Annotated in this window: 20 protein-coding genes and 1 pseudogene; 12 read left to right on the forward strand and 9 right to left on the reverse strand. The window is 51.2% G+C overall.

Going from position 1 to position 25,094, the window contains the following annotated elements:
- The first annotated feature begins 94 nt into the window (after positions 1-94).
- From L21SP2_RS15915 to L21SP2_RS15925, 3 genes are read left to right on the forward strand one after another with little or no spacing between them, the layout of a single operon-like run.
- Positions 95-2,566 carry a glycoside hydrolase family 3 C-terminal domain-containing protein gene (locus L21SP2_RS15915; protein ID WP_024269612.1) on the forward strand — a complete coding sequence of 824 codons (2,472 nt, stop codon included), beginning with the start codon at positions 95-97 and terminating at the stop codon, positions 2,564-2,566.
- Between the two features lie 50 nt (positions 2,567-2,616).
- Complete coding sequence (locus L21SP2_RS15920; protein WP_024269613.1) at positions 2,617-3,978, forward strand: diguanylate cyclase domain-containing protein; 1,362 nt, start codon at positions 2,617-2,619, stop codon at positions 3,976-3,978.
- Positions 3,979-3,991: 13 nt separating this feature from the next.
- Complete coding sequence (locus L21SP2_RS15925) at positions 3,992-4,672, forward strand: hypothetical protein (RefSeq protein ID WP_024269614.1); 681 nt, start codon at positions 3,992-3,994, stop codon at positions 4,670-4,672.
- Between the two features lie 33 nt (positions 4,673-4,705).
- Here the strand turns inward: L21SP2_RS15925 and uppS are convergent, their stop codons facing one another.
- The 4 genes from uppS to L21SP2_RS17705 are packed head-to-tail and all read right to left on the reverse strand — an operon-like array spanning position 4,706 to position 8,338.
- A complete protein-coding gene (gene uppS / locus L21SP2_RS15930; RefSeq protein ID WP_024269615.1) occupies positions 4,706-5,410 on the reverse strand; it encodes a polyprenyl diphosphate synthase in 705 nt (234 codons plus the stop codon).
- A gap of 57 nt (positions 5,411-5,467) precedes the next feature.
- Positions 5,468-6,832, reverse strand: a complete 1,365-nt coding sequence (locus L21SP2_RS15935; protein ID WP_024269616.1) for a permease prefix domain 1-containing protein — start codon at positions 6,830-6,832, stop codon at positions 5,468-5,470.
- Positions 6,829-7,167 carry a PadR family transcriptional regulator gene (locus tag L21SP2_RS15940; protein WP_024269617.1) on the reverse strand — a complete coding sequence of 113 codons (339 nt, stop codon included), beginning with the start codon at positions 7,165-7,167 and terminating at the stop codon, positions 6,829-6,831. Before L21SP2_RS15940 ends, L21SP2_RS15935 begins: the two co-directional genes overlap by 4 nt.
- 49 nt (positions 7,168-7,216) lie before the next feature.
- The gene (locus L21SP2_RS17705; protein ID WP_024269618.1) at positions 7,217-8,338 is read right to left on the reverse strand and encodes a glycoside hydrolase family 3 N-terminal domain-containing protein; all 1,122 of its coding nucleotides are present in this window, start codon (positions 8,336-8,338) and stop codon (positions 7,217-7,219) included.
- A gap of 271 nt (positions 8,339-8,609) precedes the next feature.
- Between L21SP2_RS17705 and L21SP2_RS15950 the strand changes: the two genes are divergently transcribed.
- From L21SP2_RS15950 to L21SP2_RS18965, 7 genes and pseudogenes are all read left to right on the forward strand, one after another.
- Positions 8,610-9,983 (forward strand): ABC transporter substrate-binding protein, encoded by a 1,374-nt coding sequence (locus tag L21SP2_RS15950; RefSeq protein ID WP_024269619.1) that lies wholly within the window; start codon positions 8,610-8,612, stop codon positions 9,981-9,983.
- A gap of 61 nt (positions 9,984-10,044) precedes the next feature.
- Positions 10,045-10,926, forward strand: a complete 882-nt coding sequence (locus L21SP2_RS15955; protein ID WP_024269620.1) for a carbohydrate ABC transporter permease — start codon at positions 10,045-10,047, stop codon at positions 10,924-10,926.
- Positions 10,920-11,882 carry a carbohydrate ABC transporter permease gene (locus L21SP2_RS15960; protein WP_024269621.1) on the forward strand — a complete coding sequence of 321 codons (963 nt, stop codon included), beginning with the start codon at positions 10,920-10,922 and terminating at the stop codon, positions 11,880-11,882. The genes L21SP2_RS15955 and L21SP2_RS15960 overlap by 7 nt, the downstream gene beginning before the upstream one ends.
- Positions 11,883-12,172: 290 nt before the next feature.
- Positions 12,173-13,216 carry a phenylalanine--tRNA ligase subunit alpha gene (gene pheS / locus L21SP2_RS15965; protein ID WP_024269622.1) on the forward strand — a complete coding sequence of 348 codons (1,044 nt, stop codon included), beginning with the start codon at positions 12,173-12,175 and terminating at the stop codon, positions 13,214-13,216.
- 42 nt (positions 13,217-13,258) lie between these two features.
- A complete protein-coding gene (gene pheT / locus L21SP2_RS15970; RefSeq protein ID WP_024269623.1) occupies positions 13,259-15,688 on the forward strand; it encodes a phenylalanine--tRNA ligase subunit beta in 2,430 nt (809 codons plus the stop codon).
- A gap of 31 nt (positions 15,689-15,719) precedes the next feature.
- The gene (locus tag L21SP2_RS15975; RefSeq protein ID WP_024269624.1) at positions 15,720-16,097 is read left to right on the forward strand and encodes a YybH family protein; all 378 of its coding nucleotides are present in this window, start codon (positions 15,720-15,722) and stop codon (positions 16,095-16,097) included.
- Positions 16,098-16,479: 382 nt separating this feature from the next.
- Positions 16,480-17,970, forward strand: a pseudogene (locus tag L21SP2_RS18965) (S26 family signal peptidase); the annotation flags it as partial.
- Positions 17,971-18,141: 171 nt separating this feature from the next.
- Here the strand turns inward: L21SP2_RS18965 and L21SP2_RS18205 are convergent.
- Positions 18,142-19,017: an alpha/beta hydrolase gene (locus L21SP2_RS18205; RefSeq protein WP_169730504.1), complete on the reverse strand. Its 876-nt coding sequence runs from the start codon at positions 19,015-19,017 to the stop codon at positions 18,142-18,144.
- A 208-nt stretch (positions 19,018-19,225) separates the two neighbouring features.
- Between L21SP2_RS18205 and L21SP2_RS18640 the strand changes: the two genes are divergently transcribed.
- Positions 19,226-19,393 carry a hypothetical protein gene (locus tag L21SP2_RS18640; protein ID WP_024269626.1) on the forward strand — a complete coding sequence of 56 codons (168 nt, stop codon included), beginning with the start codon at positions 19,226-19,228 and terminating at the stop codon, positions 19,391-19,393.
- A 52-nt stretch (positions 19,394-19,445) separates the two neighbouring features.
- Here the strand turns inward: L21SP2_RS18640 and L21SP2_RS15990 are convergent, their stop codons facing one another.
- Entirely contained in the window at positions 19,446-19,937 is a 492-nt protein-coding gene (locus tag L21SP2_RS15990) for a hypothetical protein (protein WP_024269627.1), read from the reverse strand.
- Positions 19,938-20,011: 74 nt separating this feature from the next.
- Here L21SP2_RS15990 and L21SP2_RS15995 point away from each other — a divergent pair, with 74 nt between their 5' ends.
- A complete protein-coding gene (locus tag L21SP2_RS15995; protein WP_024269628.1) occupies positions 20,012-21,022 on the forward strand; it encodes a potassium channel beta subunit family protein in 1,011 nt (336 codons plus the stop codon).
- Positions 21,023-21,182: 160 nt separating this feature from the next.
- Here L21SP2_RS15995 and L21SP2_RS16000 read toward each other — a convergent pair whose 3' ends face one another.
- The 3 genes from L21SP2_RS16000 to L21SP2_RS16010 all read right to left on the reverse strand — a co-directional run bounded on the left by L21SP2_RS16000 (position 21,183) and on the right by L21SP2_RS16010 (position 25,092).
- Entirely contained in the window at positions 21,183-21,539 is a 357-nt protein-coding gene (locus L21SP2_RS16000; protein WP_024269629.1) for a DsrE family protein, read from the reverse strand.
- A 90-nt stretch (positions 21,540-21,629) separates the two neighbouring features.
- Positions 21,630-23,144, reverse strand: a complete 1,515-nt coding sequence (locus L21SP2_RS17710) for a methyl-accepting chemotaxis protein (RefSeq protein WP_169730505.1) — start codon at positions 23,142-23,144, stop codon at positions 21,630-21,632.
- 181 nt (positions 23,145-23,325) lie between these two features.
- Positions 23,326-25,092 carry an ABC transporter ATP-binding protein gene (locus L21SP2_RS16010; protein WP_024269631.1) on the reverse strand — a complete coding sequence of 589 codons (1,767 nt, stop codon included), beginning with the start codon at positions 25,090-25,092 and terminating at the stop codon, positions 23,326-23,328.
- Between the last annotated feature and the right edge of the window lie 2 nt (positions 25,093-25,094).

Below are 25,094 nucleotides of genomic sequence, written 5' to 3' on the forward strand. Positions count from 1 at the left end.
CAGGAAAAATTGACAGCTTGGCCATTCAGTAGGATGATGTTCATGAACGCACCCCGGATTATATGGGGAATATCAGACCCAACAGAGGCCGTCCATGAAAAGCATACAGGAAATACGCTCATCCCTTACTCTTGAGGAAAAAGCATCTCTTTGTTCAGGGAAGGATTTCTGGAATTTAAAGAGCTTTGAATCAAAGGGCGTACCGGCCATTATGGTTGCCGACGGCCCCCACGGATTGCGGAAGCAAATGGAGTCCTCCGCCGATCATATCGGGATCGGCGGCTCGGTGCCGGCAACCTGTTTTCCTACCGCCTCAGCCATGGCTTCAAGCTGGGATACCCAGCTTCTCAACGAAGTGGGAAACGCTCTGGGAGAAGAATGTCGGCAGGAACATGTTGCCGTTTTATTGGGACCCGGGGTCAATATTAAACGTTCGCCCCTCTGCGGGCGGAATTTTGAGTATTTCTCTGAAGATCCGTATCTGGGAGGAAAACTTGCAGCATCCCTGATTCGGGGCGTTCAATCCATGGGTGTGGGCACATCTCTCAAACACTTTGCTGCCAACAATCAGGAACGCAGGAGAATGATCATCGATGCGGTGGTGGATGAACGGGCCCTGAGAGAACTGTATCTTGCAGGGTTTGAAACCGCCGTTAAGGAGTCCTCTCCCAAAACGGTGATGTGCGCCTACAACAAGCTGAACGGAGCATTCTGCAGCGAGAATCACCGGCTTCTTTCCGAAATTCTGAAGGAAGAATGGGGCTTTGAAGGCTTTGTGGTAACCGATTGGGGGGCGGTAAACGACAGAGTTGCGGGTCTGAATGCCGGTCTGGACCTGGAAATGCCGGCCAGCGGCGGATACAACGATAATCTGATGGTAGAGGCGGTGCAAAACGGCACCCTTTCTGAAAACAGCCTTAACGACGCCGTGGACCGCATCCTGAAGGTGGTGCTTGAAACCCACACGGCCCTGCAGGAAGAATTCACCTATGATGCCGCCGCCCATCATCGGCTTGCACAGAAAGCGGAATCCGAATCCGCCGTACTTTTGAAGAATGACAAGCTGTTTCCCCTGAATTCAGAGGACTTCAGGACTGAGGAAAAACACGGCTCTCAGGAGCACAAAAGCCCCAAACTGGCACTCATCGGTTCATTCGCCAAAGAGCCCCGGTATCAGGGAAGCGGAAGCTCTCTGATCAATCCCCGGCAGCTGGATAGCGCCTACGATGCCATTTCCCGGGAACTGGGCGGTGACATGCAGCTTCTCTATGCCCCGGGGTATGATCCCGCCGATGAAGAACCGGATTCCAGGTTGATTCAGGAAGCGGTGAATACTGCTGCGGCGGCAGATACCGTTATTGTTTTCGCAGGCCTTCCGGAAATTTCGGAATCAGAGGGGTTCGACCGTGAACATCTGAGCATGCCCCGGAGTCACAACGATCTCATATCCGCAGTTGCCCAGGTGAATCCACGGACCGCTGTGGTTCTCTCCAACGGATCGCCGGTAACCATGCCCTGGCTGGATTCCGTACCGGCGGTGCTGGAAAGCTACCTGGGTGGTCAGGCCTGGGGCTCGGCAATTTCAGACATTATCTTCGGGCGGGCAAACCCGTCGGGAAAGCTGGCTGAAACCTTCCCTCTCTCACTCCAGGATGTTCCCTCCTCCGCCCAGTTTCCCGGAGGAAGCGCGTCAGTCGTATACACAGACTCCCTTTATGTGGGGTACAGATATTTTTCAGGCACCGGAAAACCTGTGCTGTTTCCCTTCGGTCACGGATTGAGCTACACCCGGTTCAGCTATGACGGGCTGAAAATCACCGGCCGGGGAACAGGACGGACAGTACAGTGCCGCATTACCAACACGGGCTCACGGGATGGAAAAGAGGTAATCCAGCTTTATGTTCACAGTGAATCATCATCGGTTTTCCGGCCGGAACAGGAGCTGAAAGGCTTTTCCAAGGTCTCACTGGCACCCGGAGAGGAGAAAACCGTGGAGTTTCGCCTGGACGACAGATCATTCGCATACTGGGACCCCGGCGCAGGTGACTGGATGGTGGAAAGCGGAAACTACGAAATCCGCATCGCCGCATCATCGGCAGATATCAGGCTCCGGGAAACCATCCGGATCGACTCCACCCAAACCCCTTCCCAATGGGCCGCAGATCTGAGAAATCGGATTCCCGAATTCTTCTCCCCCGCCCCGGAGCTGTTTCACGATATTTCACCTGAGTCCCCATTCCGAAAATTGCTGGGACGCCCGATTCCTCCTCCCCATTGGGATACCCGGGAAGGTTTCACCCGGAATTCCACCTTGGAGGAAACAACACGCACGTTCATCGGACGTATTCTGTACAAGGCAGTAATGAGAGAAGGTAGCCGTATGATGAGTCAGGATGCGGACGAGAAGTCAATCGCCATGATGCAGGCCGTGATCCGGGAGATGCCCCTGAAAAACCTGGGCATGATGGGGGGAGATAAAATCTCCATGCACACAGTGGACAGTCTGATTCTCCTGCTGAACGGAAAAATAATCCGGGGTCTTGGAAGTCTCCTCCGGAGAAAATAAGAACTCCTGCACATTTGTGTGCCGGCCTATACTAAAATTGAAGCAGAACTATGAATGCACACAAACCTGAAAGAGTATTAAAGCGACCGCTTCTTGTCTCAGCAACGGCAACCCTGGTGCTGTTCGGTGTGTTTGCAGTTCTCATAAGCAGCCGTATTCAGCAAAACCTGGCCTCCGAACGCCTTGGGGAATATAACTCCGTTATCAGCTTTCAATCTGAAATTGAAGAGCTTCTGTTCACCAACGTTCAACGCCTGGAAGGTTTTCGTGCATGGCTGGAACTCAATGAAGGACCGGATTCCCCGGGTACCCGGGAATTCCTCGACAAGCTTCTGCAAGGTCAGGAAGGTAATATCCGCAGCGTTAGTGTCATCGAGGACACCACAATAGTGTGGACCTATCCACGCCGGGGCAACGAAGGCGCCATCGGAAACAACCTGGCTCTGGTACCGCAACAACGAATTTCCGTTCTCTATGTCAAGGAGACCGGTAAGGCAGCCATCACCGAACCTGTAAATCTTCTCCAGGGCGGCAGGGGGCTGATCGTGCGAAGCCCGATCCAGGTGAACGGGGAATACTGGGGGCAGCTGGGTATTGTGCTGGATGCAGGTCAGGTATTCCGTCAGATCGATACCCGGGGGGAAGAAATGGGCATCGAGTATGCCTTGTTTCTCAAAGAGAAATTTCCCGAAGAAAGTTTTTACGGCGATGCCGGCATTCTGGACAGAGATCCCCTGGTGGCTGAAATCGGAATACTCAATGCAAGCTGGTCGCTGGCCCTCATGCCTGAAGACGGCTGGTCGAATCAGGCCCCGTCATCCATCCTCTCAGGTGTTGCCGCATTACTCTTGTCCCTGGGTTTCGGATTTCTCATGTACCTGCTTCTCTCAACACGAAGCCGGCTCCGTGAGCAGGCAATTTTTGATGCCCTCACCGGATTACACAGCAGAGGATATTTTGTCTCCTACTCTTCAACTCTCATCGCCAGAGCAGAAAGAGAAAAATCCGCATTTGCGCTGGTACTCCTGGATGTGAACAATCTCAAGCCGGTGAACGACAATTACGGCCACAAGGCGGGAGACATGGTGCTCAGGAGCATCGGGTATCTGCTGAAAAAAAACTGCAGGTCTTCAGAAGCCGCATTTCGCACGGGAGGAGATGAATTTATGCTGCTTCTCTCGGATATCAGCACGGAGGATGAACTGAACCTTGCCATGAAACGTTTTCGCAAAGAGCTGAAATTCCCCCTGAAATTCAACGGAGTTCAGGTTACCGTCTCCGTAAGCATGGGGGCTGCACTTTTTCCACGGGATGGAAGCAGCATTGGTGAGCTGACGGATGCGGCGGATACCCGAATGTACCGGGATAAGCGTGAGCAAAAGCAGGAGTCTGGTATTACCGGTTCCGAGTAGATATACTGATGCAATGAACTACTCCCCCCTTCTGTCGATTATCACTGCCACCCTTGAAATTGCCGCAGCCCTGTATGGAATTCTGCTGATAAAGAAAAAGCAGGCAGCCGACTGGAGCATAATTGTCATTTTGATGCTCCTTGCAGGCTATCAGATCCTTGAAGCACTGAACTGCAGCCCCGGCTTGAGCGGAATGTTTTCCCGGGCGGCTTTTATCGATATCACCTGGCTTCCACCGCTGGGACTGGTATTCCTCGCTCTTGCGATTCCCCGTGCTTCCTCCCGAATTATCGCCGGGATCTACGTTCTTGCCGGCCTGGCGTTCTCCGTATGGTATGCGTTTTTTGATACTTCGGTCATTCTATCTCATTGCGACACAGTCATTGCTGTGTATACCAACAGCGAACCGGGAAGATGGCTGTACGCCGTTTTTTACCAGTCAGGAGTGCTATTGCTGATCATATTGCCCTTCTTTTTTCCACGCAGAGTGATTGGTGGGGCAGATTCTTTCGGCCTGAAAAACATCCGGTATTTTCAGCTGGGGGTATTGGGATTCATGCTGCCGAGCCTGGTAACGGCGCTGATTTTCACCAGTCTGCAGAGGGCCATGCCCTCCCTCATGTGCCATTACGCACTGATTCTGGCAGGATTTCTGTTCCTCATTCTCAGAAATCGAAGGAGATCAGCAGCATAGAGGATCAGTATTTCCCATCGGACGAATGTTCTGTCAGCCGGTTCCTCCGAACCGCCGCTGACGTCCCCGGTACCACTCCAGGATCCCTCTGAATTCCGCCGCCTGGAAATCGGGCCAGAACGTGGGCGAAAAATAGAGCTCGGCATAGCTGGCCCTCCAGATCATGAAATTGCTCAGCCGCTGCTCTCCACCGGTTCGGATTACCAGATCAAGATCCGGCAGCTCCGGCTGATCCAGATACCGGGTAATCCGCCGCTCATTCAGATCGATAAGATTGATACCGTCGGATTGAGCCGACTGAACTGCCCTGATAATTTCGTCCCGCCCGCCGTAGTTAATCGCAAGATTGACCGTGAGTTTTCCAAAATTCCGGGTGTCATGCTCCACGTCGTATATTTCTCTTCGAATGTCCTCCGGAAGTCTGCTCAGATCCCCCGAGTGAAGCACCCGGATTTCATTCTCGCGGTAGAACCGGTACTCTTTCTTCAGACTGGTTTTGATCAGCCCCATGAGGAAGTTAACCTCATCTTCGGTGCGCCTCCAGTTTTCGGTGGAAAAAGTGTAGAGACTTAAATATTTCACCCCCGAGTCACGGGCCTGTTTCACAATGTTTTTGGCGGCCACCAAGCCTTCTTTATGTCCGGCGCTGCGATTCAAACCCCGGTACTCCGCCCATCGTCCGTTGCCGTCCATTATTATCCCGATATGCCCGGGTGTTCCCCGATTATCGTTTTTCATATCCACTCCAGCATGGTGATGTTGTTCAGAAAAATACGGTTCTTTTTCCGGCCTGATTCAGGCAAACCCGAATATCAACGGAAAACCCATGATCAGAATCAGAAACCAGCCGTAATAGACCGCAAAATAGCTTCCCTGTATCGACAGCAGCCCGGTTCCGGGCACCCCGTTTCGTATCTTCCTGAGAAAATACAGAAGCAGCACAGACAGATTTCCTGTCAGCAGAACATTGGAACCCAGTGAGGTGATCTTGTTGGCCGAAACCCCGTATTCTGCAAGGCGATACACCATCGAACTGAGAACAATAAGGTTCAGCAGCAATGCACATATCACAATAAGAAAATTGATCCAGTCCTGAAACGGATCCTTACGCAACTCCGAGCGAACGCTCACCGAATAGATCACCACCACTATTACCGCCAGCAGCATAATATCCATGATAATCAGCAGCTCCCGATCAGCTTCTAGAACGTCTGTACTGCTGAGAAAAAAGGCCGTGAACAGCAGAAGCACCAGGAGAAGAGGCGGTGAAACGAGCCGTGCCAGAATGGGTGCGAAATTTTCCACCAGAGATTTCTTCCTCTCAGCAAGAATGGTTCCCAGAAAGAGGGTAACGGGTAAAAGCAGAGGCACGATAAATTGCTCGAGAACGGCTTCAATATCCACGCCGATAACGCTGAACAGTCCTGCACTCAGAAGTACAAGCAGCAGTCCCGACAGCCCCACAAGCACGGAATACACCGCCGTCTCGCCGCTGAAGCGGATAAAATCCAGCCGGTCCCGGGGATCGTACAGACACCGGGGATTACGGAAAAGAGCCAGCACCAGCCACTGAGCCAGGGGCAGGTGAAGGATGGCGATAACCTGAGTCTGCCCCCATTTTTGGAAGGGATAGAGGTTCACTGCCATCGGCAGGAGCATGAGAACCAGGGGAAGCAGCCATGTTTTGCCGATCTGCTCCCCCCTGATCCGCCGCCTCGCCGGATAATAGATTCCCAGAATCGGAATTATAAAAAAACCGGCATTCATAAAATACAGCGGGGAACCGCTGCTCAGCCCCTTTCCAAGCATGCCGGGGATAAGAGCAAGAACTCCGGATAAAAAAACCAAAGCTGCGGTAAGAATATTTTCCCGCCTCAACACTGACTTCCCGTCCGCATCCTGTGATTCGTCCTCACCCCGGTATAATTGCTTCCACAGGCGCCGGGTACTTCTTTCATGCTGTGCCAGAATAATGTCATGGCTGTTCCCGAAACGCCGGAGTGCAATTAGATACGCCTCATCCTCCCTGAGTCCGGCTGCCATGAGCTCTTCAGCGGAATCAAGAAGATGGGCTTCCATTTCTACCTGATCCTCCTGATTCAGATCGCTGCGATGGGCAATTTCACCAAGCCACAATTGTATTTCATCCCGAATATTCACAGCTCCTCCTCATCCGGCCAGCTGTTCATGAGAATAGAGTGCACCTTAAGCCACTCAGCCTTCTGCGCCTTGAGTGCACGTTTGCCCTCCTGCTCCAAACGGTAATACTTTCGCCTTCTGTTGCCGGTTCCCCGGCGCCAATAGGAGCTGATCCATCCGTTCTTTTCCAGCTTGTGAAGAACCGGATACAGCATCCCCTCGGACCAGCTCCAGGCGCCGCCGGAAATTCGGTCCACGGTTTTGATTATTTCATAGCCGTAGGAATCACCTGCGGAAAGGATGGACAGTACAAGGGAAACCGATGAAGCAGCCACCAGTTCTTTGGAAGGGTTCATATTACCTCGCAGTTCTATGTATAGCACCGTTAGGTATAGTTATCAACATTTACTTCCCGGTTTTTTGAAATATCAGGTTCAGTCTTCTCAGACCGGGTTCCCAGTCTCCGGGACCCAGTAGTCCCGAAGAAACAGCCCGGCATACGGCTTCGCTCATTCTGAAAAGGCGCTTCTCCCCTCCGGGAACTCCCCGTACAGTACCGTCTGCCTCCTGCACGGGATAACTGACAATTATCAGATCGTTATTTCGCCAGGCATCAACCGCTCTGGATTCTCCCAGGGGATCACCGTCGCTTCTCCCGGAAGAGGGATTGCGGTAATACTCATTCAGGGCTCCCATAAAGAGCTCGTCGGCGATGCTGATTCCCGTAAACCCCAGCCTCCCCCGCAGCAGGCGCCGGGATTCCGGAGCCAGGGTTGCCGGTATGCCGGGATGATACGGCGTAGTGCTGTGCCCGGTCATCACCGCCTCAAGCGTATGTTCTTTGATCAGCTGCCTGTAGGGCAGCAGATCCCTGCTCTCCTCCCAGGCGTTTGCCTCGTTGCTGAGACTGGCGTGGGGATTCACAGAAAGATGCCCGTACCCGGGAAAATGCTTCCCGCTGCAGACTATCCCCGCCTCCCCGTGAACCCTGATAAATTCCCGGGCGTACCAGATAACCTCATCAGGCATATCGGAGATGCTGCGGCCGTCGGCTGCGGTGTAGCCCCGGTATCCCTGCCGGGGAACATCCAGAAGGGGTGCAAAATTCAGATTCACCCCTGCCTGGGCGAGCAGCCGGGCATGTTCCCTTACATGGTCGTTGAACCGGCAGCTCAGCTCCTGCTTCCCGTCCCTGTTGGTTCTGCAGCCCCGGTATTCCCCGGCGGTTTTCAACGGACTGATCCCGTTGAGAATATTGAACAGATTCCCGCCTTCTGCATCCACTGCGATTATGCCTTCCGGATACAACTTTTTCAGACGGTCAATAAAATCACAGAGCCGTTGAAAATCAACACAGGGATCTGAGGCCGGAGTGTTCAGAATCGGAAGGCGTCCCCCCACTCCCACCATGAAGCCCGCCGGGTGGAGTCCGAGATAGCTGTGAACAATTGTCAGTGTCGCTTCCAGGGTTTCACATACCGGCACCGCAATAAGGAATTTCTTTCCGGCGATTTCCTCCAATGTCATGGTCCCCCCCCCCCCCAAGCTTACCCATACGCCGACGATGAGCCGGATTTGAGCCGGCAAATACAATAGTAAAAAGAAATATATCTCCAAAAAATTTGACTACTCAATTCGTATGGTGTAATCTGAATATTACCCTGATCTTCATTATATGCGTTTGATCCGCAGCTGTTTGTGGGAAAAGTAAAAAACCCGGTAAATGTGTACAAGAAAGATACGCATCTTTGCAGCGCAGCATTTGGTCTTTCTTAATATCTTATTAAGGAGGCTTTGTATGAAGCGTCTTGTATTTTTGTTGTTCGGTTTTGCGCTTCTGTTCCCGGTACAGGTTTTTGCCGCAGGCGGCGCTGAGGAGTCCACAAGCGAACCTGTGGAGTTCGATTTCTGGACCACCCAGACTCAGTCGGACAGAATGGCAACAATTCAGGTTCTCATCGATACCTACAGTGCTATCAATCCCAATGTGACGATCAATCTGGTTCCTGTTGATGAAAACGATATTCCCACGCAGATGAATGCAGCCGCCGCTGCCGGAACCCTGCCGGGGCTGGTGGAAATGGGAGCGGAAAATGCCGTGACCTTCGGAGCCGAAGGCTACATGGACAAGGCGGCAACCGCAGCTCTTGTTGAGGAAATCGGGGCTGACAACTTCTACAGCGGTGTGCTCAGACTGGTTTCCGACGGCGAAGGGGGATACTATGCCCTGCCCTATCATGGCTGGATTCAGGGAATCTGGTACCGTTCCGACTGGTTCGAAGAGGCCGGTCTGGATCCCCCCAACAGCTGGGAAAATATCCGTGAAGCGGCGGAATATTTTTACCGGCCGGATGAAAACCAGTATGGAATTCTGGTGGGAACCACCGCCGAGACCTTCACCGAGCAGTGTTTCACCCCCATCGCCATGTCCAACGGTGCAGCATTGTTTGACCGGGACGGAAATCTGGTATTCAACAGTCCGGAAATGAAGGAAGCGGTGGAGTTTTACGCAGAACTGGCCCAGTACAATCCTCCGGGACCCCAGACCTGGAGAGCCCGGGACTATTACCTGCAGGGAAAAATGGCCATGTTCTTCTATTCCACCTACATCATGGACGATCTTGCCCTGGCGGAAGTTGCAGCCGGAAGCCTTACAAACGAAAACTTTGAAAACCTTGAAGGTGCAAGCTTCGACCCTGATCTGGCGGATAATACCAAGCTTGCTCCCATCATCAGCAATTCCAGGGATGCAGGCTATGGTGTGGTGGTGACCATGGGACTCACCGAGCAGGAAGATCCGGCGGTTACCAGTGCGGCGGCGAAGTTCCTGCGCTATCTCTACACCCAGAACGCATACATCACATTTCTTCATATGGCACCCGGGGGCATGAATCCCACGCTGAAAGAGATCGCAACCAACGCCCGCTTCCAGAATGATCCCAAGGGAATTTTCGCCAACTACGGACCGGACAAGATGGCGGAAATCATCTCCGGTATGAATGAAATCCAGACCTTCTCCATCGTGGACGGTCGCCGTATTGAAGCTGCCAGTGCCATCTTCTCCAACCAGATTATTCCTCAAATGCTCTTTGCCATTACCCAGGAAGGAGCGGCAGTGGACCGGGCCATGGAAAATGCGGAACAGGCAATGATGGATATTATCAACCAGTAACCCAAGTATTTTGAGGACCGGAAATCATCTTCCGGTCCTCTCCTCCTTCTGCGAGGTATGTATGATAAATCTCAAGGCGATTACCAATGAGCAGCGGGAAACCCGGCTCGGCTGGGCCCTGATCACCCCCGCCATGGCGGTCATACTGCTGCTGATTCTTTATCCCATTCTCTATAATATTTTTCTCAGTTTTTTCGATGTGGCCCTCATGGGAACCAACCGCTTCATCGGAGTGGAGAATTACACCAGAATTATCGGAGACTCCGAGTTCTGGCGGTCAGTTCTGGTTACCCTGCTTTACGTAGTCCTTTCCACACTGGGAACCACCCTGGTGGGTTTGGGGGTTGCGGTGGTAATGAACCGCAAGTTCCCTTTGAGAGGACTGGTCCGAAGCCTGATTCTGTTTCCCTATGTGGCGCCGGTAATTTCTGTGGTGTTTGCCTGGCAATTCATTTTCGATCCGGTAAACGGTATCTTCATGCACACCATGGTGGAGCAGCTGGGCTGGATTTCAGAGCGCTTTAATCTGATCCGGGATCCGGGCAATGCATTGTGGGTGCTCATCATATTCAATATCTGGAAAAACTTCCCATTCAGCTATCTGATGATTCTTTCACGTCTTCAGGCAATTGATTCCAATTTGTATGAGGCGGCGGAAATTGACGGAGCCAACGGCTGGCAGAAATTCAGGCATATAACCGTTCCCGAACTGTATTTCGTAATCGGAGCCCTCATGCTTCTCCGATTCATCTGGAACTTCAACAAATTTGAAGAGGTATTTCTCCTGACTGGCACCAATATTAAAGTTCTGTCCATCTACACCTATTTCAAGGCGTTTATCGGAACCATGGAGCTGGGAGATGCAAGTTCCCTGGCGGTGATCCAGTTCATTCTGCTTACGGGAATTATTCTGATATATGTGAAGAGGGTACTCAAATGGTAGGTAGAAAAGGATTTCTGCGGAAACTGGGCTTTACATTGCTGATCCTTCTGATTCTGGCTTTCTGTCTGTTTCCCTTCATTCAGATGCTCTCCACATCACTGAAGTACCAATGGGACTGGGGGAACCCCTCCCTGATCCCCACCCAAATCAATACCGGTGCATACGCCGAATTGCTGGGCATCGGTCAGTCTTTGAGCAATGTGCCCGAATCCATTATCAACCTGCTGGAGGAAAGCCCGGAACTGACAAGGGAACAGCGTCAGGAGATCCTCTCCAGGTATCAGGATACCGGAGATGTCTTTCCCTTTCTCAAATTCTTCCGGAACAGTCTGGTGCTCTCCTCAGTTGCCGCACTGATCAGTTTGATTCTTGCGGTGTTCGGTGCGTACTCCTTTGCCCGCACCAGATACCGGGGACGGGCGGTTATTCAGCGGGGTGTGTTGTTTGTATACATGTTCGGGGGGATTCTGCTTCTCATCCCGCTGTATAAAATGGCAGTGGGCATAGGACTTGCCGGCAGCAGAACGGGCACGTTTTTTGCCCTGCTGATCATTTATATGGTTCAGACTCTGCCGGTATCCCTCTACATGTTGGGGAATTTTTTCAGATCCGTGCCATTCTCCATTGAGGAAGCCGCTCTCATAGACGGGTGCACCCGGTTCAGTACCATCTTCAGAATTATCATTCCCCTGAGCATTTCCGCTCTGGTCACCGTGTACATCTACAGTTTCATGATTGCCTGGAATGAGTACCTGTTCGCCTCGGTATTTCTGAAAACGTACCGGGATATTTACACCCTTCCCCTGGGTCTGAACAGTCTATTTGTTTCCAAAAATGCAATATGGGACAGGATTATGGCCGCTTCCATGCTCACAGCCATACCGGTAATCGCACTGTTCATGACCATCCAGAAGAGATTGGTGGGGGGACTTTCTGCGGGAGGTGTGAAAGGATAACCTCCCCCACAGTCGGCTCCCGGGGAGGGTGGAAATATTGACACTTCAGGCCAACTTGCTATAATACATAGCTGTCTATGATTAATCCGAATCTCCGCAACAGCTTTTTTTTCTTTTTCAGCTTTATAACCCGCAGCTGCGAGGGATTCGAAGAGGACCATGGATAATAGATCTAAGGTACATCAGCGGATTCCTCGCTCAGGCGGGGAATCCTTTTTTTTTACCTTCGGAATACACCCGGATTTATCACCGTGCATGAATACGACATGAACACGAGAGAGGAGCGGTACATGGTGGAACAACTGCAGCAGATGCTGGAGGACTTTAAAACCGGCATAGAAAAGGTTCAATCCCTGCCTGATATGGCCCAATTCAAGGCCGAATATCTTGGTAAAAAAGGCAGACTGAAAGGTCTCATGGCCGGAATGAGGGATCTCTCCCCTGAAGAGCGCAGCAGTTTCGGTGCCAAAGCCAACGAAGCCAAGCAGTTCATGGAAAAACTCATTCAGGAACAGAGCACCCGGATTGAATTGGAAGAGATCAACTCCCGCCTGGACAAGGAATGGCAGGATATATCCTGGACAGACCGGTTGAAGGACAAGGGTCAGCAGGCAGCCGGACTCCATCCGTTAAGCAGCGTGATGCGTGGACTGGAGGATATTTTTCTCTCCATGGGTTTTGATATTCTCGACGGCCCCCATATTGAAGATGAATACCACAACTTTGAAGCATTGAATATTCCCGCCAATCATCCCGCGCGGGATATGCAGGACACGTTCTGGTTTCAGGATAAAAAACATCTTCTCCGCACCCACACTTCCAACATCCAGATCAGGGGAATGGAACAGCATAAGCCTCCGTTCAAATTCGTGGGACCGGGAAAAGTATTCCGCTCTGAAGCCCTGGATGCCAGCCACGAAGCCGCATTTCATCAGCTTGAAGGCATGATGGTGGGAAAGGATATCAGTGTTTCCCACATGATCCACTTCCTTCGTACCCTTTTGTCCGAAATCTTTCAGAAAGAGATCAAAGTCCGGCTCCGTCCGGGTTTTTTCCCTTTTGTTGAGCCTGGATTTGAACTTGATTATGAATGCCTGCTCTGCGGCGGAACAGGCTGTTCAGTGTGTAAGCAGGTGGGCTGGGTGGAGGCCCTGGGCTGCGGCATGGTGCACCCCAATGTTCTGAAAGCAGGGAATATTGATCCCCGGGAATGGAACGGTTTTGCCTTCGGACTCGGTGTGGACCGCCTCACCATGATGCGCTACCACATTGATGATGTACGCCACATTCACAGCGGAGACCTGCTGTTTTCCCAGCAGTTCAAGGCATACTGATCAGCCCCGGCGCAGCCGGAAATTCCACAGGGAGATTAATAGATGAAGATTAGCTTAGATTGGATACAGGATTTCACAGAATTACCCGGTGAGCTCAGCCCCGAAGAAATCGGGACGCAGTTCACCCTCTCCACCTGCGAAGTGGAAGGTGTTGAGCGCAGCAACGAACATCTGGAACAGGTGACCGTCGCACAGATCACCGGAATCGAACCCCACCCCGAGGCGGATAAACTGAATTTAGTACGCTTTAAAACCGGAGACGGGGAGAAGCAGGTGGTGTGCGGTGCGCCGAATGTTGCCGTTGGACAGAAAGTACCCTTCGCACCGGTGGGAACCACCCTGCCAATAGGCTTCACCCTGGAGCCCAAAAAGATCAGAGGGGTGTTGAGTGAAGGCATGCTCTGCGCCGAGGATGAGCTGGGGCTTGGCGAAGGTCACGAAGGCCTCATGATCCTTGACGGCGATGCAGCCCTTGGTCAGACACTGGCTGATTACCTGAAAACTTCAACAGACGTTCTTCTGGATATTGATAACAAATCCATTACCCACAGGCCGGATCTCTGGGGGCATTACGGCATGGCCAGGGAATTTGCCGCAGTATTCCGAAAGGAGCTGAAAACCCCTTTTGATGAGTCCTGGATGCAGAAGCTGCGGAAGCTCCAGACCAAAGATCCCTCCCCGGTAAGCATTCAGGTAGATGAAAAGAGCGCCTGTCTGGGATACATGGGATTGAGCGTTGATAATGTGACCGTGAAGCCGAGCCCCCAGTGGATGCAGAACCGCCTGATTGCATGCGGACTCCGTCCCATCAACAATATTGTGGATATCTCAAACTACGTTATGCTCGAGCTGGGCCAGCCTAATCATATTTTTGACCGGGAGACCATCAGGGGCGGTACAATTATCGTTCGGGAAATGGGGGAACACCATACCTTCACAACTCTCGATGAAGTTGAGCGGCACATAATCCCCGGCGACACCATGGTATGCGATGCCCAGGGACCGTCGGTTATCGGCGGCATCATGGGGGGCCTAAGCTCATCTGTGAAAGAACAGACATCCAGCATTTTCATAGAAGCGGCAAACTGGGTGGATGCCAGGATCCGCCACACCTCCACCCGTTTGGGCCTTCGCACCGATTCCAGCCAGCGCTTTGAAAAATCTCTTGACACCAATCAGCTGGAACGGACCATCTGGCGGATTCTGGAACTTGTTCTTGAAAGCTGCCCCGAAGCGAAGGTTGCAGGATCACTGGAATCCGACGGAATGAAGTACACTCCGGAATTAACCATCGACCTCAGTGAGGAACGAGTCAATTCCATTCTGGGCACAAATCTGGATGCAGCTGCCATCAAAAAATATCTTGAAAGTCTGGAATTTCAGGTCGAAATGAAATCCGAACGCCCGGGAAGCATGAAGGTCACCGTTCCCAGCTTCCGCGCAACCAAGGATATAGAAGTGGACGCCGACCTGATCGAAGAGGTGGGCAGAATTCACGGGTACGATAAACTGATCCCCATAGCTCCGAAAAATGAAATTACCGCAGTAAAACTTCTGCCGGAAAAACTGCTCAAGCGGAAAATCATGGACTTCATGGTATACCGGGGAAGAGCTCTGGAAATTTACAGCTATCCCATGGTCGGAGAAAAGCTGCTTGCACAGGCGGACTGGCATGAACTGAATGAAAAGCTGATTCTTGCCAACGCATTGAACCCGGAAACGGACCGGATGCGTCCCTCCCTCGTTCCTTCCCTGCTGGAGAAGGCCGCCCTTAACCAGAAGCATTTCAGCAGCAGCCGTTTCTTTGAACTGGGAAGGAGTTACCTTGAGGATGAAGCTGCATTCAGCCGGGAACGGCATCAGCTGGGGATTGTATTTTACTCAAAAACCCACTCCCCTTTCATGGAATTGCTGAATCTCCTGGAGGATATGTTCGAAAACCTTAATCTCAACACCAGGATCGGAATGCCGGATAAAAGCAAGCCCAACCCCTTACTGCCGGAGAACTGGCTGGGAAAACACCCCAATGAATACCTGGATATACGCATTATGGGGAAGACAGCAGGTTTCATTTCCAGCATTCACCCGCTGATGAACCGGGCATTTAAGATCAAAGGCAACCTGGTAATGGCTCTTGTGGATCTTACCGATTTCATGGTCCATCCTATCCAGGATAAAACCAAATACCAGCCCCTGCCGAAATTCCCCGGCTCGACTTTTGACTGTACGGTGCTGGCTGATCCCAAAACTCCCGTGGCCGACATAATTGCCGCCGCCCGGAAACTGAAAATGAAAGAACTTGTGGATCTGCGCATCGCCGATGTTTACACCCCCGATGATCAACCGAAGGCTGTGACCCTCCGGGCCCGTTTCCTGGACAGGGATCAGACACTCAGCCCCGAGTTCATCAGTACCGCAGAAAGCCGGCTCATTGAAACGCTGGAAAAGCAGGGATACCCTCTGAAACAGTAGCCTGCATCTCGCTCAACAGGGAGGTCAGCAGATGAATCAGTACGAAATTGAAGTCACAAAAACCGAGGAAGCCTTTGCAAAAAGCATGGCTTCCCGCAATTTCAGCGATTTCTGCAGTTATCTGGATGAGGACTGCATATTCCTCAATGGGTCCAATGTACTTCGGGGAAGGATAGCAGTTGAAGATGCGTGGCAGGCCTACTTCACCGCAGATGCAGCCCCCTTTTCCTGGAAACCGGAAACGGTAATCGCCCAGGAAGGGGGCGAAACGGCCATGAGCACCGGACCGGTCTTCGACCCCCATGGCACGCGAATAGCCGGATATACATCGATCTGGAAAAATTACGGGAACGGAATATGGCGGATAATATTCGATAAAGGAGAAACCTGGTATCCCGAATCCGGATAATGACATCCCCGCAATGCCCATGGTTCCCCCAATGCCCATGGTTCTGAGAAAACAGCCTCCCTTCTTTACCATCATCCTGAAAGCGCCTATATTGTGAATACAGGATCAGTTATCGGCACAGAAACAGAGGGACAACCCTTTTCCAGTTTTTGACCGCCGATCACAAACATATTCGAATGAACCCATCGTCAAAGGAATGCAGAACCGGATGCAAATACTTAAGAACATCAAAACCCTTATTCCCCAGATTTCCCTGTGGCTGAAAGAACAGCTGGGGATTATTTCCCAGGCATGTATGGTGTGGGTGCTGATGAGCACGATCTATGCCGCCGCTCTGATTTTTATTTCCGCCGATCCCGTTACCTCAATACTGTCTCTCATTATGGCAGCGGTTCATGTCGGTATCGCAGTGTATACCGCACGGAAAGCAGGGGGAAAATATAAACTTTCTCCCAGGGAATTTCTGGTACTGAAGAAGGGCCTCTCATATGTCGCATCCACACAGTTTATCGTACATTCCATCACTCTTCTGGCCGCCTGGAGTTCAGAGGGTATCGGCCTCAACACCTACTATATTCTGTATGCACTGAATATCCTGCTGGTTGGAATATATCTGCCGGTATTCTTCTCCATACGACGGAAACGCAACCTTCTCCGGAAGGGAATTATCCGGGAAGTTAAGCGCAGGAATAAAACGAAGTATGAGGCTATCCGGCATTTCAGAGGCATCGGGGTCAGCATCGGCGAGTGGATTGATGCCATTATCTGGGCGGTTATTGCGGTTATTTTTATCAACTCCCTCTTTTTCCAACTCTACCAGATCCCTTCCGAGTCCATGGTACCCGAATACTACGTGGGCTCCAGGGTACTCACCGGAAAGCTGGGGTACAATCCGGAAATACCTCTTTCGCTGGTCCGCATCCCCATTCTCCGGGAGCCCGAACGTTTCGACGAGTATGTGCTGAACAATCCTCGATACACCATAGGCAAGAGTCAGGCTCTGAAGGACTTCCGTAACACCTTTATCCAGATGATCACGTTCTCCATGGTTCAGATGCCGAAAACTGATATTAACGGCGTACCCTTTCATGATCCCCTCATTAAGCGGCTGACCGCTCTGCCCGGGGAGCAGATAATGATGGCAGATGATGTTGTGTATATCCGAAACAATACCGATGAGGATTTCCGGGAGTTGAGAGGCGACCGGGAGTACGCCTGGAATTTCAGCAACGATCTCCAGGTGAACCGTGAACGTCTTGAGCAGGAGTCTGTTTCCCCGGATATGCGTGAGCGGATCAAAGCCTGGGACCGGGAAAAAGCCGGTGTCGCCGCCGACTACCCCAGCCAGGCGCGGCTCCTGGCAGATAGAGTAATCCGCGCAGTGGACCGTGCAGCAATGGTGGCAACGGTACCCGCGGAAGGAGCCGTTCCCGACTTTCAACCGAGCATTTTTCAGGCCTCCTCCAGGAGCTTCCAGCCCATAGATGAAACGGTGCTCTCCGAATATTTCGGGTATGCTCTTCGTGATCCGGAAGCGTTCCGCACAGAGATGGAATCCTTCCTGTTCACCGCATATCCGGAAGAGGAATCCCTGCTTGAGAGCATTGATCAAAATAGTTTCGATGGTTCTGCGGCAGCGGCGAATTTGCTTTTCAAACTGAAGTTTCTTACCGCCTTTGAAGCCTACGTTAACAGTATCGGCGGCGGTCCGGGCGAAGGGTTTGAACCGGCCATTATCGAGCTCTATGAGTACACTGCACTGTACATTCATTCCTATTTCGATCCCCGGAATTTTCCGCCTTTTCCCCGGGGAGGGGTTCTGCCTGAGGATCAGTACTTTTTTCTCGGGGACAACCGGTACAATTCATTTGATTCCCGGCATTGGAAATCGGGGCGCAGAATTTCGGCACTGGATGCTTCCGACCCATACAGTCTGAAATACGGGTCCATGGTTCAGCCTTTCAGCATGGGAAGTAAATATATCCGGGGAAGGCTTTACTGGGAGTATTCTGAAATACTGAAATGCCCCGTCCACACCCGGGATTCAGCCTCCCAGCTGTTCCCTCATAAATTTCAGGGCCCGGGTCTCCTGCTGATACCACAGCTCGTCACTCATTCCCAGAAAGGCATGAGTTCCATCTTCATAGATCTCCAGTTCAGAATGAGCTCCAACCGCTCTGACCGCATCATGTAGAATTCTCGCCTGATCCACATGAACAATGGTGTCAGCATCTCCATGATAAATGAGCACCGGCGCCATATCTTCAGAAACGTATTCCACCGGGCTGTGGCGACGCAGATACGAATCGGGAATCATGTCCATATATTGTGAAGAACCGAACGCATCTCCCCGTGCCATTTCCACCAGATCGGAGGGTGCACACTCAGCAAGCACCATTTGTATGCAGCCTGAGTCTCTGAAACGGGTTTCTGTCATCAGCGCAATATGCCCTCCGGCGGAAATACCATACAGGGCAATTGAATCAGGATCGTATCCGTATCTGCTGCTGTGTTCCCGCAGCCATCGCACAGCTTTCACACTGTTTTTCAACGGGGCATGAAAGCCGCCTAAAAGGCCTGCGGTATAATTCACCGAAGCCACAAAGTACCCGGCTTCCCGCATCCTGTCGAGAAAACGATGAATAATGCGGATGGTTGTTTTGTCTCCGTAAACCCAGGATCCGCCGTGATAAAACACCACCAGCGGCGCATTCCCTTCCGGATTAGCTGAGGTGGGTTCATACAGATCCAGTTTCAGGTTGCGAAAATTCCTGCTGCCGTAGCGTATATCGCTGTGTACGCCGCCCCGGGGAACGGGCATATTTTTCGCCTCCTCAACCAGTTCATGAATGTCCCCGGAGGGGGTGATGATTGATTTACCAGCTGTCATAATAACGAGCACCATACCGATGGAGATCACAGGAATGATTATCCAAAGCCACCGGCCCAATCTCCTTTGAATATTATTCTTTTGCTGAGGATTCTTTTGTGCAGTATTCCGTATGCGTTTCATTTCCAAATAGAGTATACAAATGCCGGTGGGTAAAATTCCAGCCCTGTGAGGTATTTTTGAATGATGGTATAATTATATATCAGTTGATAATACAAATAGAGTCCAGGAGGGCAGTGTGGAAAAAAGAGTCATTGGTTCAAGCGGTGTTGAAGTGCATCCCATCGGGATCGGTCTTTGGGCAATTGCCCTGCTCAGCGGCAACATGAACCGGGACTCCAGCTTCCAGGAAGGAGACTTCCGTAATAACTGGCTCAAGGATCCTGAACGAAGCTCCTCCCGATAAATCAATCCGACCCCGGGAGATGGCACAAGAAGCATCTCCCGGGGCGGAACCCTTATTCACCGGGTGAGCTGCGGACGTAGGAGAACCCGCCCAACTTGCCCTGTGACCATGAAGTAAAGCGTACATCCAGATAAATATCATCAGATACTATGTAGAGAACCAGATCCTTACCTTCAATATTTTTCGGACCGCCGGGAATGTTCCTGAAAGAGGTGAACTCCAGCTGGGAAATATCATCGTCCGTGGTACCAAGCGCCCAGACCGTATTCACTGGACTGTTGAATTTATTGTAGATATTTTCACTCACGGCATTATAGATTTGCCCTCCGGAATTGCCCCGGGTAATCCACAGGCTGTCGGTAATTCTGTCCTGATTCTCCGCAAGCCCCGGATCTGCGCCATCGGCTTTGGTGAACTCTACTTCCGGTCCCCTCCAGACTTCACTGCTGTCGGATACTTCCAGAGTCTCACCGTTACCCTGGGCAAAAACTGAACCCCCGATTAATGAGAATACGAACACAAGTACAATGGTTTTTCTCAGCATTATTCCTCCTGATTTTTTGAAAATACTATGAGACAATGAAAACGCCAACTATATTCGAATTTCAGGAGGAAAGGATGAATTACAGATCTCTGGGTAAATCAGGTGCGTATGTGAGTGAGCTCTCATTTGGATCATGGGTTACCTTCAGCAAGCAGGCGGATGTGGATCTGGCTGCAGAGCTGATCAAAACAGCATATGACGCCGGTGTGAATTTTTTTGATAATGCAGAGGTATACGAAAAAGGAAAATCGGAACTGGTAATGGGAAAGGCGTTGAAAAAACTCGGTCTGCGCCGTGACAGTTTTCTTGTTTCCAGTAAAGTGTACGGCGGCGTAGTGGATGAGCCGAACCCAAACCAGCAGGGTCTCAGCCGTATTCATATCTATGACGGCTGTCACCAGGCCATGGAACGGCTTCAGGCTGACCATCTGGATCTGTACTTCTGCCACCGCCCGGACCCCAGAATTCCCATGGAGGAAGTTGTCCGCTCCATGACCGAACTCATCCAGCAGGGCAAGGTCCGCTACTGGGGCACGTCTGAGTGGTCGGCTCAGCAGCTCATGGAAGCACACTCTGTGGCCCGGCAGTACAATCTTATTCCTCCCACCATGGAGCAGCCCCAGTACAATATGTTTGAGCGATACCGCTTTGAGGTGGAGTATGCCCGCCTGTATGATGTTATCGGCCTGGGCACAACCATCTGGTCGCCCCTGGCCTCCGGTATGCTCAGCGGGAAGTATGATGAAACTACGCCTGAGGATTCACGAATTAATCTTCCGGGCTATGAATGGCTCAAGAAGTTTTTTGAAAGTGATAAAGGACAGGAGAGGATCAGAAAAACCCGGGAACTGAAAACCATTGCTGATGACCTGAATACCACCAGAGCTCAGCTTGCCCTTGCATGGTGTCTGAAAAATGAAAATGTGAGTACAGTGATCACCGGGGCATCCCGCTTGAGCCAGCTTCAGGAAAATCTTAACGCCCTGGATGTTGTGCCCGCATTAACCGGTGAGATCATGGATAAAATCGAAGATGTGATTCAGACCCGGCCGGACCCCATGGAATTTCAGATCGCAAAAGACTGATTCTTCTCACCCCGCATTCTTTGACTGGCGGCGGGTGCATTTCCGCCCCCTGTTTTTGTGTTTGTTTCCTGTCTCTGTTAATTATCTTGGTACCTGCAGATACCTGTTCTGCAGCCGGATACGCCGCTCCGCTGCCGGGTAAATCCGTACGGACGGGGGGTCAGAAGGTGATCACTTCCCAACCTTCCTCCCGGAATTGAGGGATTGACGGATGTCCGTGCATCTCATCCCGGAACGGAATCTCCTGCTCCTTTACATCTTCCAGAACACCCATTTGGTTGCTGCATGCCTTACAGGCCCCTGCAATCAGCCCCATCTCCCTGGCTTTTCTATACATTGTGTGACTGGGAGTGCTGCCTTCACCGTTCAGATCCCTCACCAGCTTCGTTGCGCTGCCTTCCATAATAATCTGCACCTCATGCCCTTTTTCCTTGAATTCAATTCCGTTAAGAAGCACATGAATAAAACACATGGGATCTCCGTTGAATGCAAACAGCGCGTACTTTTGAGTAGACATAATTTCCTCCTGATTTTGACCATAGTATAACTGAAAATCCATGGTCAAAACAGGATTGAAACGCTTGGTACTGAATCGTCGGACCGGAGCTTAACCGCTTTCACTCTCATCCAGTTCGCTGATATTGCTGCGGATTGCATCTATGCCTGCAGCATTTTCCTTTCCCAGCTCCAATAACTGGTCGGCATGTTCAAGGACGGTCTCAGTCTTGGAGGAAATTTCTTTCAGCGAGCGTTCTGCGGACTCTGTACTTCCTGCAATTTCCAGAAAAGCAGAGCTGCTGCCGGAAATTGCCTGATTAATTTCATCCACCGCCCGGGAAACAGAATTCTGAATGCTCTGCAAATCTCCGGTGATTTCCTGAATCTCACGGGTTCCCTGATCTACTTCCCCCATGGCAGAGATAATTTCCACCAGAGCCTGATTCACTTCAGTTATATTGCGGTGAATTCCTTCAAACAGCGAGGCATTTTCCCTGCTGGACTCAATAACATTCCGAATTTCATCATCGTTTTCAGTGAGAAGTTCTCTTACCTTTCTGGAGTTATCGTTGGTCTCCACCGAGAGCTTACGGATTTCCTGGGCGACCACCCCGAACCCCCGGCCGGCCTCGCCTGCGTGTGATGCCTGAATGGCGGCATTCATGGCCAGAAGGCTGGTGCGTTCGCCGATCTCTTCAATTACCCCGATTACCTGGAGTACACTGGCGGATGTTTCATTCAACCGGTTGAGTATCTCCATGGTTGAAGAGAAGGACCGGGATGTTTTCCCTGCGCTTTCGGTAAGCTCATGGGTCAGTTTGGATTTTTCCTGGGCGTTCCGGCTTATTTCTCGCAGGGAGGCAGTCATCTCCTCCACCGCAGCAATGGAGCGGTTCACAGCCTCGGTCTGACGCTCCATCTCCCTGCTTACTTTTTCCCCGCCTTCAGAAAGACGGTTCTGCTCCACATCGCTTGCCTTCACTCTTTCCAGAAGCTGATCAAGCTGTTGTTCAGCTTCTGTGGTGCTGTGGGATATTCCCCGGGCATTTTCTGCACCGTCGGAGGCAATCCTCTCCAGACGTTCGCCTATAGCCAGAGAATCTCCCGCAGATTCAAGCAGTGAGTTCATCCGCTGAACCCGGTTTCTGCCCCGCTCCTCATTGGCAAGAAGTATGGACATAATATTCATCTCTATTCTTAAAGCTATTTCTGAAAGGACAAGAATGAGAACATAAAAGATCACTGCAAACACCACGCTGTTAACCAGGACCGAAATCTCACCACGGAAATTCGGCAGAACGGTAAGAACCAAATACAGGATCCCGAAAATAAATTGTACCGCCGCAACAACATACAACTGAAAACGTGCATACCCGATCACCAGGGAGAGCACCAGAATAGGCGCAGCAAATACAATATACATATAAATATCCCGGATGCTCTCATATGTCTGAACAAGCATAACCGTGAAGGGCGTAAGTGCCAGAAGAAACAGATAAATCGTACTCAATGAGCGGTAAATTTTCCTGGGCAGAAGGAAGATTGCCCCAACTGAAACAATCAGGGCAGGCAAGCTGGATGTTAAATTGGAGAAATTTCCGCTGATTATATGTATCAGACTCATAAGGGCGGTCATCGCCCCAGAACCAGTAAAGTTATGGCAAAATTCCGTACTTTAATACGAAAATTCACCGCCTCGCCCCTGTAGGGCGCAGTGACACGATCAATGATTTGCATACATTCTTCCTTTAACCTTATCTGTCACAGTTAAGATTAATTCCCGGTGATGCATGTGTCAAACTGATTCAACCCGTTGGTTCATTAATTTCCCGGGGACTTTGCCGGAGGAAGTCGGCATACAACCCATTCCTGGCCAGCAATTCCACATGGGTCCCCTGTTCGGCCAGCTCCCCCTGATTCAGCACCAGGATAATATCAGCATTCCGGATTGTGGACAGCCTGTGGGCAATCACAAAGCTGGTGCGCCCTTCCATCAGGGGAACAAGGGCTTTCTGAACCATTTGCTCAGTTTCGCTGTCCAGATACGAGCTGGCCTCATCCAGAATGAGAATTGAGGGATTACGCACCAGGGCCCGGGCAAAGGCTATAAGCTGCCTTTGTCCCAGAGAGATACTTCCTCCGTTTTGACCAAGCTCGGTGTCATAGCCCCGGGGGAATGCCTCTATGAGCCGATGAATTCCCAGTTGCTGCACCACGTCCCTGATCAGGTGAGAATCCGCGTCGGGATCTCCAAAGCGGATGTTTTCTTCAACGGTTCCGGAAAATATCTGGGGATCCTGCATCACCGCCGCCATTCTTGAACGCAGCTCCTGCTGGTCGTAGCTGCGGATATCCACCCCGTCAATGCGGATAGATCCCTCCTGAACATCGTAAAAGCGGTTCACAAGGTTGACCATGGTGGATTTCCCGCTTCCCGTATGCCCTACAATGGCGCATATCTGCCCCGGCTTCACATGGAGATCCACCCCATTGAGCACCGGTTCGCCTTCTTTATAGGCAAAATGCACGTTCTCAAAACGCACATCTCCTTTCAGATCATCCGGTTTCACCGGGTCTGAAACATCGTCCACGTCTTTCTTTTCATGAAGAATTTCAAATATTCTGGAGCCGGAAACAACTGCTCTGCTCATCTGGTTGAGCATATTGCTGATTTTCTGCATCGGCTGAAACAGACGGGTAACATAGTTGAGAAACGCGACTATTACCCCAATGGTGATCATTCCGTGGTACAGGAGTATTCCTCCACCGATAATCACCAGTCCCTGACTGAAGTTGTTCAGCGTTGCAACGGACTGCCAGAAAAACGCATTGAGAGGATAAAACGTCCTGCTTTGCGTGTAGTATTCGCCGTTCAGCTCCCTGAATTTTTCGATATTCTGACCTTCCCGGGCAAACGCCCTGCTCACCTGAATACCCGACAACGATTCATTGAGAAAGCTGTTCACCCGGGAGAGCTTTTTCTGAATCCCATTTGCAGATTCCACAATTCTCCCGCGGAGCTTAAACACAATAAGAAACAGCACCGGCAGAATGAACAAAAGCGTGAGACTCAGCCACCCGTTCATCAGGACCATGGCGGTTACCAGACCGATAATCATGAGCGAATCCACCAGCAGGGTATCAAGACCGGTCATCAGGAGTTCTTCAAGAACCAGAATGTCTCCGGTAAGTCGGGTCATGAGACGCCCCGATTTATTGCGGTCAAAAAACCCTACCGACAGATGCTGTATATGATCAAACAGGTTCTTCCTTAGATCATACAACACGCCGTTTCCCACCTGCATCATCAGTACGCCCTGCATTCGAAAGCTGACAAACTGTACGGCTCCCGTGGCAAGAAGTATTCCGGATACCACAAGCAGATACTCCATGTTTCGGGGTACGATTCCGTAGTCTATTCCTCTCTGTATAAGAACCGGCAGGGCGATCATGGTGGCAACATTTATCAGTGCAAACACATACATGAGAAGAATTTTCCCCCGATATGGCTTCAAATATTCAACCAGCTCCGAGAGAACTCTGCGTGTGCCCTTTGGCTTAGATATATTCATGA

Source organism: Salinispira pacifica, assembly GCF_000507245.1.
GTDB lineage: Bacteria > Spirochaetota > Spirochaetia > DSM-27196 > Salinispiraceae > Salinispira > Salinispira pacifica.